The sequence below is a fragment of the Solibaculum mannosilyticum genome (genome assembly GCF_015140235.1).
In the GTDB taxonomy this organism is placed as follows: domain Bacteria; phylum Bacillota; class Clostridia; order Oscillospirales; family Acutalibacteraceae; genus Solibaculum; species Solibaculum mannosilyticum.
Genome location: NZ_AP023321.1, coordinates 575,186 through 589,724, shown reverse-complemented (window position 1 = coordinate 589,724; position 14,539 = coordinate 575,186). Strand labels below are relative to the sequence as shown.

Here is a 14,539-nt window from a genome sequence, read left to right as displayed (position 1 = left end):
CTTATAGGAATGTCGGCTATCTTTTCTATCGAGATGAAAAAAGGGATCACTCCCCACTGGCAGCCAACTGGTCCTTGGCCTTTTGCAGCACGGTATTGGCTACAGGACCTGCCGACTTCATGCCCCATCCGCCGTTTTCAACCACCACGGCGAAGGCCAAAGGACAGTCCTCATCCCGGACAAAACCGGCAATCCAGGAATGCGGCTCTTGATCGCCTCCCACTTCCGCTGTACCTGTCTTGGCACAGATATCGAGGCCCGGGAAACTATCCGTTCCGTAGTTGTTGACCACGTTGCTGCGCATCATTTCAGCCAACGTATCGGCCACCGATTCCTCCAGAATACGGCTGTTCTTGGAGGTCGATCCCCATTGAATGGGAATCCCAAAGGGCAATGTGACGTTCTTAATAAGGTAGGGCTTGACTCCCTGTCCCCCACCCGCGATGGCACCCATCATATTCATCATATGAAATGGGGTTGTGAGGGTGGTATACTGTCCAATCCCGGCCCATCCCAGGTCAGCCGGACCTGTACCCGAAGCGTCAAAGGAGGATTTGCTGACTTCAATCCCATCCACCTTTTCCGTGGATCCAAAGCCCATTTTTTTGGCTTGCTCATTGAGACGGTCGGCTCCTAATTCATTGGCGATGGCGGCGAATGCACTGTTACAGGATTTATTGAGCGCCGTTTCAAAATCGATCTCGCCGTGGACGCCGGTACAAGTTACATCGCCGTCCGAAGCATGATAGGCGCCGTCACAGGTGAAAGTCCGGGTTTTGATATCCGGAATGTACTCCAAAGCGGCGGCGGCCGTCACAACTTTAAAGGTGGAGCCAGGCGGATAAAGCCCCGATAACACCCGGTTGACGTAAACACCGTCGTACTTTTCCGGGGATGCATCCACATCCGGCTTATTCTGAGGGTCAAAGGTGGGAGTACTGACCGAGCAGATGATCTCCCCTGTCTTCCAATTGTAAACGCACACCGCTCCCTTCCGTCCGTTCAGAGCCTCCAGCGCAGCGGCACAGACGTCGCCGTCCACCGTCAGCTGGATGTTGTTGCCCTTGTCCCAAGTGGAGGAAAAGTGAAGTCCGGTGATAAAATTATAGCCCAACAAAGTATCGGCAAATCGGTTCTGGATGCTGCGGTCGATGAACAGTTCGGTATCTCCTACCGTGTGCAACAGTGAGGATCGGATACTCTGGCTGGAACTGTAAACCCGTGTATCATCCACCGTCTTTGCCAAGGTATTGCCGCCTCGGTCGGTGATGGTGCCTCCGCTGATGAGTTTTCCGCCGGTGTAAATATGGGTATTGGCCGAATACATCACCCAATCCCGGCCATCCACCGCCCAGCTGATGAGAAAGGCCAGCATCCCTGCCAGAAATACCCCTATGAGGGCATAGACAATGACAGACCGCCGTAGGATTTTTTTCAAACGATCACACCTCGTTTCTCTTTTTCCTCATAAGTGCGGGGATCGGCCGCCTTGAGGAAGGCGAGCAGTCCCCACGACGCCATCATGGACGATCCGCCGCGGCTGACAAAGGGAAGCGTAACGCCGGTGAGGGGCAGGATATCGGTGGCGCCAAACACGTTGAGACAGGTCTGGAACAGCATCAGACCCGCCGCCGCAGATGCGGCAATGGCGTAAAGCGACGACCGGCTGCGTTTGCAGCACCTCAAGGCATGAAGTGTCCAGCCCACATAGATGGACAGCACCGCTATGCCCAGGATAAGGCCCCATTCTTCACAGATCACGCCGAAAATCAAGTCGGTTGTGGAGGCAAACACCTTTTCCAGATTGCCGTTGCCCGGTCCGATGCCCAGAAGTCCGCCGCTGGCGATGGCCATCAGCACCCGGCTCTGCTGATAACCGGTGGTGTCGGCGTACTCCCAGACGTGCCGCCATGCCTCAAAACGTTTGGCGATGTAGGGCTTGATGGTCAGCACCAACGCCGCTCCGCCGCCGGCCCCGGCACAGATAAAGAAGATGGTGCGCAAATCGCCCGACCGCATCAATGCAATGATGAGGAAGGTGACAAAGAAGATACATGCAGTGCCAAAGTCGCCGGTATAGGCAAGAGAAGCCACACAGATGCCGAAAAAGATAAGAAACCATGTCAGATGCCGGTAAGTAAGCAGCCGCTCCAGAGTGGCGGCACCCGTCAGGATAAAGGCGATCTTTACAAGCTCCGACGGCTGCACCGTCAAAGGCCCGATTTCAATCCAGTTCTTGGCGCCGTGGCTGATGGTACCGAAGATCAGGTTGGCGGCGAACAGTCCCACCCCCAGGATGGCGGCTGCGATCTTATATTTCATCACCCGGTCGGCATCCCCCATAAACCAGACAATACAATTGAAAATAATCAATCCGGCAACCAGGGTAATGACCTGGGTCATAAGACCGTCGGCCGTGATGGCCGTTTGGGCGCAGAGCCCCATACCGCAGAGGAAAAACGCCGATACCTCCAGCTGCATGCTCTTGCGATGCAACGGTCCGCGGCTGATGCCGTAGTAGATCCATTGGATGGCCATCAGCGCCAGCAGAGGCACAAAACGTTCCCAATCCGGATCGGGAATCTGATTCATCACAATGCGAAAACCGCAGACCAGTTCAAACACCGTCACCGCCCACAACAGCTTTGCGCTGGATACGGTTACATGAACCTTCTTTGGCCTTCGTCTTTTCAAGGCTTCAAACATGGATGGAATCCTCACTTTAATCATCTAAAATCTGATCGCTGAAGGCCAGGGAGATCCCCCCCAAGGTGATGGTATCCCCTCGGACAAGCTCCGCCATCTTATCGATCTTCTGGCCGTTGACAAACACGCCCGTCTTGGAATTGGTATCGTAAATACGCCACTGGTCGTTGCGAAGGCACAGTACCGCATGGTTGCGAGACACCGCTGGGAAATTGAGAATGATATCCGACGAACGGCTCCGGCCGATGGCCGTCTCGTAGCTCATGATATGGGTGACGTCCCGGGTAGCCACATTGACCAGCACGGCAAGCGGTTCCGGATCCGGCAGGTTAAAGGCCAGGGCCCGATGCCATCGCACAATAAACACGATGACCAAAATAGGCGATATGACATACAGCACCTCCAGCGCGATCTGGACAGCTGTTTGGAAAATTTGGGCCATATCCATAATGGAATCCACCTCCCAAAAATTGTTGATACCCCTTTTAGTATAGCACTATTTTCCCGGAAAGTTATGGATAATTGGTAAAAAAGATTGTCCTCTGCCTCTTTTTCCCTGTCGGCTCACAATAGCTCAAACTTGTTTCGCTCCACCTTTAATACCCCCTCTTTGCTGAGCTTCCCCAATTCCACCGTCATGGAGCTGCGGTCTACCGACAGGTAATCGGCCAACTGCTGCCGGTTGAGCGGGATGGTAAAACAAGACGAGTTGTGCATTTGCGACTGATAGTAGAGATAGTTGAGCAGCTTCTCCCGGACGGTGCGTTGGGCAAGGATATCGGCCTTCTGGGCCAAAAATAGATTTTTCCCCGCCAGGATGGATAAAAGATTTTCCAGCAATCGGGCGTGAAACCGGCAGGTCGGGGAACAGGTTGTCAGCATCTTTCCCATATTCAAAAACAGGATCCGGCAGCATTCGGCCGCCGTCGCACGCAGCGGAAGCGGCGCCCCGGCGCAGGCGTATGATTCCCCAAACAGCTCCCCCGGCGGGATGGTGCTGAGCAACGCCGTATTTCCCCATCGGTCTTCCTTGACCAAATGGACCTGTCCCTCCAGCACCAGTCCTACCTCTTTCACCGGGCATCCGGGATGAAAAATAGTCTCTCCCTTTGGATAGTCTCGGACGTTAGCCGATAGGCATTGCAGTACCGACTGCATCTCCCCTTCCTCCAGGCCACGGAACAGGGGAACGTTTTGTAGCGGAAAGCTGTCAGACATTTCTTTCTCCTTTGTTGGAAATCCAACATACAATTTTTCTTTATTGTAATAGAATAGGCACGAAAACACAAGGGCATCCAAGTTGACGTCAAAAATTTAACTCGTATTTCAAACAGCCATTGCGGTGTTGGGAGGATTTCTTTATGATTCGAAACATTGTTAAAATCGATGAGGAAAAATGCACCGGCTGCGGTTTATGCGCCGAGGCCTGTCACGAGGGGGCCATCGCCATGGTGGACGGCAAGGCAAAGCTCATCCGGGACGACTATTGCGACGGCCTGGGACATTGTCTTCCCGCCTGTCCGGTGGATGCCATCCGCATCGAACAGCGGGAGGCCGACGCTTATGACGAAGAAGCCGTCAAGGCCCGTCAGGCGGAGAAGGCTTCAAAAAAGGAAAAGGAAGCGCAAGGGATGCCGCCTTTATCCTGTGGATGTCCTGGAACCCGCGCCAAGAGTTTTACCCCTCACGCTGCCTCCATCGACAGCAGTGCACCTGCTCAATCTCAGCTTTCCCAGTGGCCGGTACAGATTCAGCTTGTGGCCCCTCAGGCCCCCTATTTTGACGGCGCCAATCTATTGGTAGCCGCCGACTGCACTGCTTATGCCTACGGCGATTTCCACAACCGCTTTATCAAAAACCGTATTACCGTCATCGGATGCCCCAAGCTGGATCCTGTGGACTATACCGAGAAATTGACGGCCATCCTTCGTCACAACGACATCAAAAGTCTGACCATCGTCCGTATGGAGGTCCCTTGCTGCGGAGGCTTGGAGCACGCCGCCAAAACCGCCTTGCAGCAAAGCGGTAAATTCATTCCCTGGCAGGTAGTGACCATCTCCACCGACGGACGGATCTTAGAGTGATCTTATTCTCTGATAGCGAAAAAAGCAGTCTTGGGATTTTCCTTCCAAGACTGCTTTTTGTTTTGCCTCAGCTCACATTATAAAGGATGCCGCAGCTAAAGGAAAGCCGTTTATCCCCTACATCGATGGCGCCGGTGTATCCGCGCCGACCATTGGGTGCAAACAGGTCTTCCACCATCAGGCGCAGAGAATATCCCGTCGGTACGTTGAGAACCATATCCTGACCGGAACAAATGTAGAATTTATAATCTTCATCGGTAAAGAGACTTCCCAATTCATTTCCCTTCTGCAAAAAGGTGATGGCTGCCATCCCATACGAATCGGCTGTGACGGAAATCTCCTGTTCCCCCGCCTTGGCCGATAAGAATCCATTGACCTGTAGATCCCCGGAGGCACTCAACGCCAGCTTATCCCCGCCAAAAGCGAAGGATCCGCTGGCCAGGTCAATCCATGTTTCCCCATTAACCGATTGAAGACGTCCGGTTTTGACGAGGGCTGCATCCAAGGTTCCGGTGACCAATTCGTCGGCCGTAAAGCCTCGTCCGGTGCCGAAGGTGCGCCATCTCCACTCACCGTCCACCTGATCGCTGGCCACTGCCAGGAATCCCGGTCCCAGGTACAGCGCTCCATAGTCGGAACTGCTCGGATCGGTGTTTTCCAGCAGGATGCCTTTCCCCTCCAGAGGCGTAACGCTTTGAAATGCCCCGGAGGCCACAAGCTGATTGGTCAGCAGATCGATGCTTCCCTCCAGACGCGAGGTATCGACGGGGGCATCGGGACCGTTGCGCAGGGCTGTGTCGTCCCATACCGATTCTTTTTCCAGCATGCGGTCCTGCTGTCTGCCAAGCTGAGACAGGATGCTCTCCAGATCCACATCCTGATTGCTCAGGGTGATACGGGTGTTGATGGGGCTGAGATAATCCCGTTCCAGATCCACCACCTGAGCGGTAAACTCCGTCATACCATAGAGCAGAAGCCCTTGGTCCAGCACCTGGACGGTATCGCCCAACCGGATGGAACGAAGTCCATTGGGGACAATGCGTTCCAGCTCCACCGCCCGAAGATGGTAGCTGACTTTGGGATATTTTTTCTCCTGAAGGGCCTGCCATGTGGCCTGTAAGACGTCGGCGGGATCCTCCAGGTCAAAGGTGACCGATCCAAACCGGTGACGCTTTTGTTCGGAGCCCTGCCCATATCCATAGGCTTCCCGAGCCTCCTCATCCCCCACCCAAAGCTGTCCCAACGGTTTATCAGCCGGATCCCCCGGCTTCGACCATTGTACTTCACCAAAATCCACCCGTTGTCCCCGGGAGGGTTGGCCGTCCAATTGCTTGAGGGTCAGGGTCTTGCCCCTGCCGTACAGGGCGGTGACGATGTTGCGGGAATCGGTGACCCGTTCCACTTCCAGAAGATTTTTGCCCCATTCAAAACGGTAATTGACGTCGGCCCCAAGACGGGGAAGCAATTCAATATGCCGCTCTGTGACGCGGTTGTCCTCCAGAATCAGCCTGGGACGATAACACAGTCCCCACATCTCTTGTACCTGATTGAGGCAGGAGAGGGCATTTTTATAAGTGAGGTCCACGGTATGGGTGCCGAAGTTCTGACTGGAGTTGCACGTCCACCGGGTGCCGGATAAAATGCCGTCCACCACATCGTCGGCCGTGGCGTTTTGGAGGGTAAAATCGACAACCATTTCGCTGAGAAGCTCGTACACCACGTGTTCGGCGTACACCTCCACCGCCATGCCGTCGCCGTTTTGCACCTCTTCCATCCTCTTGATCTCAAAAAGCTGGAAAAAATCATCGGTATCGTAAAACCCCAGATAATATCCGCTGAAAAGAGATAGTCGGCCGCTATACTGTAACGTGACGGACAAGGTATTGAGCTGTTCGCTGTGCACCACGGACAACAGATTAGCTCCAGTTTGATTGGAAAGGGTGGCAATCAGCTGTTCCGACCGGTCAAAGGCATAGAGGGTAAATTCACTCGCCATATTCCCACCTCCTAACGCCACTGGGGACGGTACCGGAACGTCCCCTCTACCGCCTGATACTGATCCCTGTCCTGGAGCGCTTCACAGGTAATGGTCCCTGTCCCGGGAGGCATGGCAAAGGTTTGCCCTCCCAATTCCATGAGACGGTTTGCCGGCTGTCCATCCAGCTGGATATTGCCGGTCTGCATGTCCACTGAGATCACCTGTCCTGCTTTTAGGGAACCGATCAGCGCCAAGCTCTCCCCATGGCTGGAGGTGATTCTAATCCGCGACGTATCGTCAGGCAGGGTGACGGTCGCCACACCCCTGGCAGGGACGGTCCCCTTTACCTGGACGGCCGATCCCAAAGGCAGAGACTGTTCCTCCCCCAACAGGAAGGGACTTCCCTGGAACAGGACGGTAAATTCCGCCCACTGGCGGTTGACCTGTGCTTCACTCCATTCCACCACGGTTCCAGGACGGGATAGCCCCGGCTGATCCCACAAAGAAAGCTCCCCCTGCCCACGCATCCATCCGGCCGCTTGACGCAAGGCTTCCTGGATCTCTTGACGGTCGTCCCCTAGGATGGCACAATGCAAGGAGACCGTCACATCCTGATACACCGGCTGTGAAACGGCGAGGCTCCCATCCCGGCCCGGGATATCCACATAGGTCACCCGTACCGACGACGAAGCCGGTTGCTTATAATCCAGCAGCGTAATGCCTTTTTCCTGGCAGGAGACGCCGTTAAACGTAAATTCGCTCATTTGCTTCCCTCCCTCTCATGTGCTGGTGAGACGGGTGATGTTCTCCCAGTGAAGCGCCTGCTTTTTGCTGAGAGCCTGTTGAAACTCCCATCCCTTTTGCGTGTCGTTGGAAACGCGGGGGGACTCTCCCTCCTGATACGCCGGACGAGGGAATGCCTTTGTTTTCGCTGCTTTGTCTATCATGTTCCATATTCTCCTTCCCGCTGGGACTCATCCATTCTCTCCATGAGATAAGCGCTTCCTCCAAGGGTTCCCCGGCTTAGGAGGGTATAGGACGGCGACCAAAAAGCCCCGTTTTTCCATACAAACGGCAGGGCTTGTCCCCGGCACCGCTCGAAGGTCAGGCGGATATCCCCCCCGGTCTGGTCGGAAGAGGAGTTTTGTCGGGATGTGATGCGCAGAGTGATGTCTTTTCCCTCCCACGTTTGGAGGAGGTCTGGCCCCTGATAGGAGGTCCACACACCGTTTTGTTCTGTGATCTGTCCGCCGTCCACCAAGGCAAACACTTCCGGTACGACAGTCACATCCTGAAGGGAAATGCTGTATCCCACCACGACATCCTCTGGCGGCATCCAGGCCACCGCCTTACCCTCTCCCCTTAAAACCTGCTGTTCTCCCAGGGAAAAGATGGGATCCACTTTGCACTGGGTCGCCGTACGAAGCGTATACGTCTCATCTTCCACCAAAAGCTCTACCTGTTCGATACCGGTGATCCACCACCCCTCCTGCTGGGAATCCGAGGACAAATCCGGCTGCATGGCCCGATATGTCAAGGTCGCTTTATGGGCTCGGAAGTTCTGATCTACCTCGTAGACCGTACTGCCGGTGAAGGCCACCTCGCTATGCATCGGTTCCAAAGCCTGGCGGATGGACTGGACATATCCATCCAAAGCGCTGTACTGATCCACCGGCACAAAGGCGATGACCGTCAAGGTCAAATGACCTGCTGTCGTGTCTTCATCCGGGGTCACCCGATCCTGGCTCACCACACAATAAGCAGCCCCGCAGTAATCCTCATGCTGGCCCGGGGTATATACGTCAAATCCGGCGTCTTTCAGGCATTTGTATAGCTTCTGCCACACAATCTGACCGCTCATGTTCCAATCACCTCCACCACCAGGGTCAAATAAGCCTTGGCGTCGTTTTGTACGCCGCGGACAAAATATCGGTTCCCATCCTGGTCGAAGTAGTCGCCGGCTTTGATGTCCGGAAGAAAGTAGCTTTCCCCTTCATGCTGCGCCATCTGCTCGTCTGTGGCCATCACCAGATACCGTTCGGTTTTTTCCTTGGCATACCGTCCCTGCTTTTTCATGGTGACGCTGACCCGTTCGTACTTGTAAAAATGGTATCCCAACGCCTGACAGTGAGGTTCCGGAGGATCGATCGGTTCCCCCCACTGGGATCGGCCCGGACGGTAGATGGTCAGAAGCTGTATCTGATCCCCCAAGCCTTGGATGAGCTTTCGACGCTGCCGAAACAAACTCAGCATGGCAGCACCTCGTCGGCACGGGGGACCGTCCCGCTCCCGGATGGACGGTAGAGCCGCGCCAACGAGAGCCAATAGCTTCTTGAATCGGAGGTATGGGCGCCGTCCGGCAGGGTGACGCCGTCGGATTGGGCCTTTTGCAGCAGTCCTTCATAGGAAGCCGCATTGACGTCGCCGTTATTCCGATTGAGCAGGTCCTCCAATTGGCTGTAGGTAAACAGGCGGTTGGAAGAATCCTGTTCCTCCATGAGATTGCGCCGCAGTTGTTCCAATTTGGTCATCGGGCATTCTCCTTTCTGTGTTGGTAAAAGGGACGGCAGGCCGGGGAAAAAACACCGGCCTGCCGCTTTGACAAAACTGTTCTTACACCTTGATGTTGCGGAATACGCCGGCCGAACGGGTGGATTTCAGGGCGATGGCGGCAGTCATCTCCACCTCTCCCCTCTTGACGGCGCCGGCTGTCTCAAAGTTGGGCATCCACACCCGGATGGGGGATTGGCCATTCATGGAAACGGCGTGCAGGCCGTCCAGTCCCAGACGCACGGCGTAAAGGCTTGTGATGTTGCTGGAAGTCTCGATGATGGGGGTGTCCTCCGATGCATCACCCATGTCCACAAGGGGGATGCCGTCGTAGGCGATGGCCTGACGGCCGAAGTCGTCCACCGTCTGGTTGAAGGAACCGGCACGTCGGGCACAGGCTCTCAGACGGGCGATGAGACGGGTATTGCCCAAAATAGCCGAAGGACGTCCGTCCAGGCTGAGAATAAACTCATCCAGCATGTCCAGGAACTTTTTGTAGTTGGTGTCGATGCCGGAATCGGTCAGGTCAACGGCGGTTCCCGATTTGTTGTACTCGGTGGAAGAACCGGTGAGGGCCTTGTCCAAGCCGTCAAAGGCCTTGCTGTCCTCCGAAGTATCGCCGTTGATGAGGGCGTTGTTGAAGAGGGTCTGTGCGGCGCTGATCATCTGATGGGCCTGGACGTCCACCTCGTTGACAAATCCACCGGCCGACGCCAGCATACGATCGATTTCAAAGGCGCCGCCAAAAGCTTTCAGATCGACTGTCACCTTCTTTTTGGTGGCGTTGCTGGGGGTGTATTCACTGCCGATGGCGCGGAAGGCGGCGGTTGGACGGCTCACGATACGGAAATAACTGTAGCTCAGTGCGGCGCCGTTGCTGGCCGGCAGGACGGTGTCGTCAAAGAGAATGTTGTTGAGGATAAAATTCTGTCTCCGGAACTCATCGATGACCGATGCCGTCAGCTTATCCCCCGTATTCATGCGTACTTCATCCAAGGTAATGGCCATGTTTGCTTCATCCTTTCTCCCTGTAATGGAACGATAATGATGTATTTCCAAAGCGTCAACGCCTGTGGTAATGACGGGCGATGGCGTCGCTTAGGCCGATGGGTCCCATAGGCTCGATCTCCCGGCCAAAATTACCTTTGGATCCGGTGAGACATCCCTCTTCAAAAAGATACCCCTCTCTGGCGCGCAGGGCGTTGAGCTGTTCCTGAAGGCCGGTGAGGTGCCCCGTTTCGTCCAGCTGTACTTTTTCCATGTCCAAGAGCGCCAAAACGGCCTCCTTGTTTTTGGCTTTGGCCGTTTGGATGGCGGTATCCACCTGTTCATCAAACCGCTGTTTTCGCAGGGCATCCACGTGACGGGATGTCTCCTCAAGCTCTTGGCGCAGATCGTGCATCTGGCCGGCATGCTGTTCCTCCGCTTGCCCAACCGCCTCTTCAATGCGGCTTTGTACCGCCTGTTCCAGAGCGATGCGCTGGTTTTCGGACAGCGATACCTCCAGCTGTTGTTCCACTTGATCCATCCACTCCACGGTTATCCCTCCTCTTTGAGTTTGTCTGCCGGTTCTGGTTCTATGGTCTTCTCCCCGTCCCGGCCGGGCAGGATACCCCATTTCTCCTGGTAGGAAGAAACGCTGCGCACTCCGCTCTCCACCTCTTTGAGATCATTCAGGCGCTCTTCTTCCTCATCGTCAGGGATGGGATAACAATGCTCCACATGCACCTGATAATCCGTCTGGAGAGAGGGGATCCAACCCATCTGAGCCGCCATCTTCAGGATGTTTTTAGCCATCCACACCAACGCCGGTTCCCACACCGTCCACTTCTCCTCACACCGGCAGATGAGATCCCAATAAAGCGCCTTGATGGCCTTACCGGAATACACCGATCCCTGAATCTGCTGGGTGCCGACATCCGGCACCGAAAGGACATTGTACATATCCTCCTTGATGCGGCTGAGGGTGTGTTCCAGACGGGCGTCGTAACCAAACTGGGATTCCAGCGTCTGCATGGAGGCCTGTCCGCTTTGGATGGATGGATCGGTCTGCAAATCCACCAGCGCCCCCGGTGCGATGACCATGTTCTGGAGGGATTGGGGGGATGCATCCACCGCCACCCGCTGAGGGAACATGTGGAATTTTAAAGCGTCGATGTCGTCGGAACACAGGCGGTTATACACTTCCTGATTGTCCCGGAGCTCAGCCACATCGCTCTCACCCATGAGATCGCCGGTCAGACCGTCATTGACGATGACGTAGGCGGGGATGAAGGAAAGTCCAGTGTCGTAGTTGTGATACTTTTCCTCCATCAGGTGCCCGGATCCGTCGTATATCCCCTCGTTCAGGATACACCGGCCGTTTACCATGGTGTACTTCTGCCTCCAGATGCGTTGCTTGGAGGGGACGCAGTCCTGGTTGAGATGGTAGAAAAAGATGATCTTTTTGATCTTTTCCGCATCATCCTCCTCCGGCTCGTACACAAACTCCAGCGACGGGCGGAATCCCATGGCGATATGATCCTCCTCCACCCACAAGCGAAGCGCCACTCGTTTGCCGATAAAACAATCCCGGGCCGCCTTGATGAGCTTGTCCCCCCAGCGGTTGCGGATCAGGGTATCTCCCAGATACTTCTGCCAAAGCTCCATGTCGCATTGCTCTTGTCCCGGAGAATAAAGGGAAATCTCCGGTGTTTTGCCAAAGAGGAACCGCGCTTCTGACTTAATGAGTTTTTTTACTAAATTGGTCTTTTTCCGGGTGGGGATGTAGTCGAGCTGCCCATTTACCGGCCAGTCCTGCCCCCTGCCGTCGTAGAAGTCGTAGAGACGGATGATTTCACCCATCTCCCGCAGGACGGTCTGGCCGTAAATGCCACCCAGTTCTGTGCGAATGGTTTCCCAGTCCATGTCATCTCCCCTTTCGATTGGGCATACTGCATCCCTAACGTCTCAGTCCCCGGCCGGAAAAGCTCCTCCGATCGCGCGACACAACGGCCTGATGGGTCATAACGCCGTAACGCAGCATATCCATGCAATGGTCATTTTTCTTTTGCGGCGTATCGCTTACCGCCTCATCCTCCCAGACATAGCTTTCAAACTCCTCTACCGTCCTTTTGCAGGATGGATCCACCGTCAGCCTGCCCTGCTGGAGGAGGGACGCCACCGTTTGGATTCCTTCTGTCACCTGATTGCGTGCTGGGATGACGTTCCATCCCTCCTGGCGCAGGAGTGTGATCAGAGAGCTTGCCGATGGATCGATGACAATGGTATCGGCCTCATCCCGGGCAAATTTTCTGAGATCGTCCAAATATTGATTGTCGGTTTTTTGCCCGTCCCTGCGGCCGTCGTGATAATACTCCCGCTCCAAGTGGTAACAGCCGCCCTTCTCCTCCAAAAGGCCAAAGACGCAGGGATTAAAGATGCCGTAGTCGCAGGCGATCCACTTGCGCCCTTCTTTCAGATCCGGCCGGTTTTGGACGTGTCTCTCCGGATCAAACAGGTCGTATACCAGCCCCTGAGAAGCGCACCATTTCCCCTCCACGAACCGCTGATACCAGAGTCCCGTATATTCGTCTTTGAGGGCCTGACGGTAATCCTCCGGCAGATTGGGGTTGTCGTCCAACGTAAAATGCCAGCGGGTGAGGTTTAGTCCTTCCTTCTGAAGATAATCGGTCAGCAGCCAGTGACGGCTCGGCCCAGGATTGGTAGTGCCGTAAAACCGCGCGCCCGATACGCTCAGTCGGGACAACAGCATTTGAAAGACCTCACGAGGCCAGAGTGTCAGTTCATCCCCATAGGCCCCGCTGAGCGTCAGTCCCCGGATGCGCTCCTCCGCCATACGGTTGTTGGCCGATTCCAGATGCACCACCCTGCCGAACAACAGAAGCCGTCCCTGGGATTCGGAGATGCGCATGTGTTTGGGACCCACCATTTCCTCCATCAGATCCAGGATATTGCGCCGCAAGGCGAGACGGGTTTTTCCCATCATCAGGAGGGCGCCGGGAGGCGCCTTTGCCACAAAGGAAAGCCATGCCACAATGCTGCTGACCGTTTTGCCCGAACGCACGGCGCCGTCCCAGATGTTGATGCGGGCGTCGCTTTTCAGGATGGACGTGATGGCCTTGTCACCGAACTCCCCCCATCGGAAGCTCATGTCAGCTTCCGGGCGGCCTCGTCGATGGCTTCAATGAGCTTGGTCATGGGCTCCTCCTCGGACAACCTTTCCGGTTTCTCCATGGCTTTCTGGATGTGATCCAAGGTCCTGGCCAGCTCGTATACCTCATGGGTGGATAGGTCCCCCTTGCTGCCCTGATCGATGATGCACAGCAAATTATCCCAAATCCCCTGGATGCGGTTTTGTTCCCGGATGCCGTCCTTCACCGGAGGCGGAGAGGGAGAGGGCTGTCTTGAGATGGACTCCGTTGACGAGGAAATCAGCTCCCTGCCCATTTTCTGACGGAAATAAGCGGAATCCTGATATCCCTTGTCTTTGGCAAATTGCTTGACCGTCTTGTATCCGCCTGCTCGATACTCCTGGACCAGTTTTTCCCAGTGGTATTTTTTCACGTCCCTATCACCCCCTTGTTTTTCGATTGTAAGTGCATTCTATAACCGTTCTTGTAGTCTTTGGTGCAAGGAAAGTGCAAGATTTTGTCACCAGGTCCGGATGCCGTCGATGTGGATAAGACGAATATCCTCCCAATTGTACGTAAACAGGGGACGGTTATCCGCGTCAAAGGTATGGGCGGCGATGAGTATGTTTCCAAAAGATGGGACTTCCCCCACCGATACAATGACCGGAGAATGTTGGAACTGTCCTGAGCGAAAGGAAAGCTGGATGATATCCCCCGGCTGAGCCAGTGAGATAGGAGCATCGTGGCCGAAGGGTCCGACGCCTTTGTTGGTGGTCAGGAAGTTATAGAGATACTGGACTCCCGTCCATGAAGGGGATTTGTTGTTGGCGCTGTGGTAATACCAGCCAAACGTAGGTGTGGTATTCATCACCCCGCCTCCCGCCCGGAGGGTTTGGGAAGCAAAATTGGTACAGTCTCCCCCAATATCATCATAGTTGTAGTAAGCGGGATTTCGTCCAAAGGCCCATTTGTGGGCATAATCCACAGCCTTTTCCCGATCGTACGGAATGACTTTCATAAGAATATCTCCTTTTCCGCAAAGCTGTACTTTCTCCAGTGTATGCTGGGTGAGCACAAAGGGCATCAGA

The 14,539-nt window shown here is 55.0% G+C and carries 17 protein-coding genes; 1 reads left to right on the top strand and 16 read right to left on the bottom strand.

Annotated features, from left to right (window positions below; genetic code table 11):
* Window positions 1-46 precede the first annotated feature (46 nt).
* From C12CBH8_RS02750 to C12CBH8_RS02735, 4 genes are all read right to left on the bottom strand, one after another.
* The gene (locus C12CBH8_RS02750) at window positions 47-1,438 is read right to left on the bottom strand and encodes a penicillin-binding transpeptidase domain-containing protein (RefSeq protein WP_215533488.1); all 1,392 of its coding nucleotides are present in this window, start codon (window positions 1,436-1,438) and stop codon (window positions 47-49) included.
* A complete protein-coding gene (locus C12CBH8_RS02745; RefSeq protein ID WP_215533487.1) occupies window positions 1,435-2,706 on the bottom strand; it encodes an FtsW/RodA/SpoVE family cell cycle protein in 1,272 nt (423 codons plus the stop codon). The genes C12CBH8_RS02750 and C12CBH8_RS02745 overlap by 4 nt, the downstream gene beginning before the upstream one ends.
* A gap of 16 nt (window positions 2,707-2,722) precedes the next feature.
* Window positions 2,723-3,154, bottom strand: coding sequence for an FHA domain-containing protein (locus C12CBH8_RS02740; protein ID WP_090265912.1), 432 nt, complete (start codon window positions 3,152-3,154; stop codon window positions 2,723-2,725).
* A gap of 116 nt (window positions 3,155-3,270) precedes the next feature.
* Window positions 3,271-3,924 (bottom strand): Crp/Fnr family transcriptional regulator, encoded by a 654-nt coding sequence (locus C12CBH8_RS02735; RefSeq protein ID WP_090265911.1) that lies wholly within the window; start codon window positions 3,922-3,924, stop codon window positions 3,271-3,273.
* Between the two features lie 143 nt (window positions 3,925-4,067).
* Between C12CBH8_RS02735 and C12CBH8_RS02730 the strand changes: the two genes are divergently transcribed.
* Window positions 4,068-4,790 carry an ATP-binding protein gene (locus C12CBH8_RS02730; protein WP_090265909.1) on the top strand — a complete coding sequence of 241 codons (723 nt, stop codon included), beginning with the start codon at window positions 4,068-4,070 and terminating at the stop codon, window positions 4,788-4,790.
* A gap of 67 nt (window positions 4,791-4,857) precedes the next feature.
* Here the strand turns inward: C12CBH8_RS02730 and C12CBH8_RS02725 are convergent, their stop codons facing one another.
* From C12CBH8_RS02725 to C12CBH8_RS02670, 12 genes are all read right to left on the bottom strand, one after another.
* Entirely contained in the window at window positions 4,858-6,786 is a 1,929-nt protein-coding gene (locus tag C12CBH8_RS02725; protein WP_215533486.1) for a phage tail protein, read from the bottom strand.
* 11 nt (window positions 6,787-6,797) lie between these two features.
* Entirely contained in the window at window positions 6,798-7,532 is a 735-nt protein-coding gene (locus tag C12CBH8_RS02720) for a phage distal tail protein (RefSeq protein ID WP_215533485.1), read from the bottom strand.
* A gap of 15 nt (window positions 7,533-7,547) precedes the next feature.
* Window positions 7,548-7,715 (bottom strand): hypothetical protein, encoded by a 168-nt coding sequence (locus C12CBH8_RS02715; RefSeq protein WP_159461268.1) that lies wholly within the window; start codon window positions 7,713-7,715, stop codon window positions 7,548-7,550.
* Window positions 7,712-8,629: a hypothetical protein gene (locus C12CBH8_RS02710; protein WP_215533484.1), complete on the bottom strand. Its 918-nt coding sequence runs from the start codon at window positions 8,627-8,629 to the stop codon at window positions 7,712-7,714. The genes C12CBH8_RS02715 and C12CBH8_RS02710 overlap by 4 nt, the downstream gene beginning before the upstream one ends.
* Window positions 8,626-9,021, bottom strand: a complete 396-nt coding sequence (locus C12CBH8_RS02705) for a hypothetical protein (protein ID WP_090265903.1) — start codon at window positions 9,019-9,021, stop codon at window positions 8,626-8,628. The genes C12CBH8_RS02710 and C12CBH8_RS02705 overlap by 4 nt, the downstream gene beginning before the upstream one ends.
* The gene (locus C12CBH8_RS02700) at window positions 9,015-9,299 is read right to left on the bottom strand and encodes a hypothetical protein (protein ID WP_090265901.1); all 285 of its coding nucleotides are present in this window, start codon (window positions 9,297-9,299) and stop codon (window positions 9,015-9,017) included. The genes C12CBH8_RS02705 and C12CBH8_RS02700 overlap by 7 nt, the downstream gene beginning before the upstream one ends.
* An 82-nt stretch (window positions 9,300-9,381) precedes the next feature.
* The gene (locus tag C12CBH8_RS02695) at window positions 9,382-10,326 is read right to left on the bottom strand and encodes a major capsid protein (protein ID WP_099323252.1); all 945 of its coding nucleotides are present in this window, start codon (window positions 10,324-10,326) and stop codon (window positions 9,382-9,384) included.
* Between the two features lie 55 nt (window positions 10,327-10,381).
* Window positions 10,382-10,846: a phage scaffolding protein gene (locus C12CBH8_RS02690; RefSeq protein ID WP_246441784.1), complete on the bottom strand. Its 465-nt coding sequence runs from the start codon at window positions 10,844-10,846 to the stop codon at window positions 10,382-10,384.
* Between the two features lie 11 nt (window positions 10,847-10,857).
* Window positions 10,858-12,225: a phage portal protein gene (locus C12CBH8_RS02685; protein WP_215533482.1), complete on the bottom strand. Its 1,368-nt coding sequence runs from the start codon at window positions 12,223-12,225 to the stop codon at window positions 10,858-10,860.
* A gap of 34 nt (window positions 12,226-12,259) precedes the next feature.
* On the bottom strand, window positions 12,260-13,471 hold the full coding sequence (locus C12CBH8_RS02680; RefSeq protein WP_099323250.1) for a PBSX family phage terminase large subunit: 1,212 nt from the start codon (window positions 13,469-13,471) through the stop codon (window positions 12,260-12,262).
* Window positions 13,468-13,884 (bottom strand): hypothetical protein, encoded by a 417-nt coding sequence (locus C12CBH8_RS02675; RefSeq protein WP_099323249.1) that lies wholly within the window; start codon window positions 13,882-13,884, stop codon window positions 13,468-13,470. The genes C12CBH8_RS02680 and C12CBH8_RS02675 overlap by 4 nt, the downstream gene beginning before the upstream one ends.
* A gap of 87 nt (window positions 13,885-13,971) precedes the next feature.
* Window positions 13,972-14,469: an amidase domain-containing protein gene (locus C12CBH8_RS02670; RefSeq protein WP_090265961.1), complete on the bottom strand. Its 498-nt coding sequence runs from the start codon at window positions 14,467-14,469 to the stop codon at window positions 13,972-13,974.
* Between the last annotated feature and the right edge of the window lie 70 nt (window positions 14,470-14,539).

Excerpts from the sequence above, each read along its gene's own strand:
- C12CBH8_RS02745 (WP_215533487.1), bottom strand. The coding sequence starts at position 2,706 with ATGTTTGAAGCCTTGAAAAGACGAAGGCCAAAGAAGGTTCATGTAACC.
- C12CBH8_RS02740 (WP_090265912.1), bottom strand. The coding sequence starts at position 3,154 with ATGGATATGGCCCAAATTTTCCAAACAGCTGTCCAGATCGCGCTGGAG.
- C12CBH8_RS02735 (WP_090265911.1), bottom strand. The coding sequence starts at position 3,924 with ATGTCTGACAGCTTTCCGCTACAAAACGTTCCCCTGTTCCGTGGCCTG.
- C12CBH8_RS02730 (WP_090265909.1), top strand. The coding sequence starts at position 4,068 with ATGATTCGAAACATTGTTAAAATCGATGAGGAAAAATGCACCGGCTGC.
- C12CBH8_RS02725 (WP_215533486.1), bottom strand. The coding sequence starts at position 6,786 with ATGGCGAGTGAATTTACCCTCTATGCCTTTGACCGGTCGGAACAGCTG.
- C12CBH8_RS02720 (WP_215533485.1), bottom strand. The coding sequence starts at position 7,532 with ATGAGCGAATTTACGTTTAACGGCGTCTCCTGCCAGGAAAAAGGCATT.
- C12CBH8_RS02715 (WP_159461268.1), bottom strand. The coding sequence starts at position 7,715 with ATGATAGACAAAGCAGCGAAAACAAAGGCATTCCCTCGTCCGGCGTAT.
- C12CBH8_RS02710 (WP_215533484.1), bottom strand. The coding sequence starts at position 8,629 with ATGAGCGGTCAGATTGTGTGGCAGAAGCTATACAAATGCCTGAAAGAC.
- C12CBH8_RS02705 (WP_090265903.1), bottom strand. The coding sequence starts at position 9,021 with ATGCTGAGTTTGTTTCGGCAGCGTCGAAAGCTCATCCAAGGCTTGGGG.
- C12CBH8_RS02700 (WP_090265901.1), bottom strand. The coding sequence starts at position 9,299 with ATGACCAAATTGGAACAACTGCGGCGCAATCTCATGGAGGAACAGGAT.
- C12CBH8_RS02695 (WP_099323252.1), bottom strand. The coding sequence starts at position 10,326 with ATGGCCATTACCTTGGATGAAGTACGCATGAATACGGGGGATAAGCTG.
- C12CBH8_RS02690 (WP_246441784.1), bottom strand. The coding sequence starts at position 10,846 with ATGGATCAAGTGGAACAACAGCTGGAGGTATCGCTGTCCGAAAACCAG.
- C12CBH8_RS02685 (WP_215533482.1), bottom strand. The coding sequence starts at position 12,225 with ATGGACTGGGAAACCATTCGCACAGAACTGGGTGGCATTTACGGCCAG.
- C12CBH8_RS02680 (WP_099323250.1), bottom strand. The coding sequence starts at position 13,471 with ATGAGCTTCCGATGGGGGGAGTTCGGTGACAAGGCCATCACGTCCATC.
- C12CBH8_RS02670 (WP_090265961.1), bottom strand. The coding sequence starts at position 14,469 with ATGAAAGTCATTCCGTACGATCGGGAAAAGGCTGTGGATTATGCCCAC.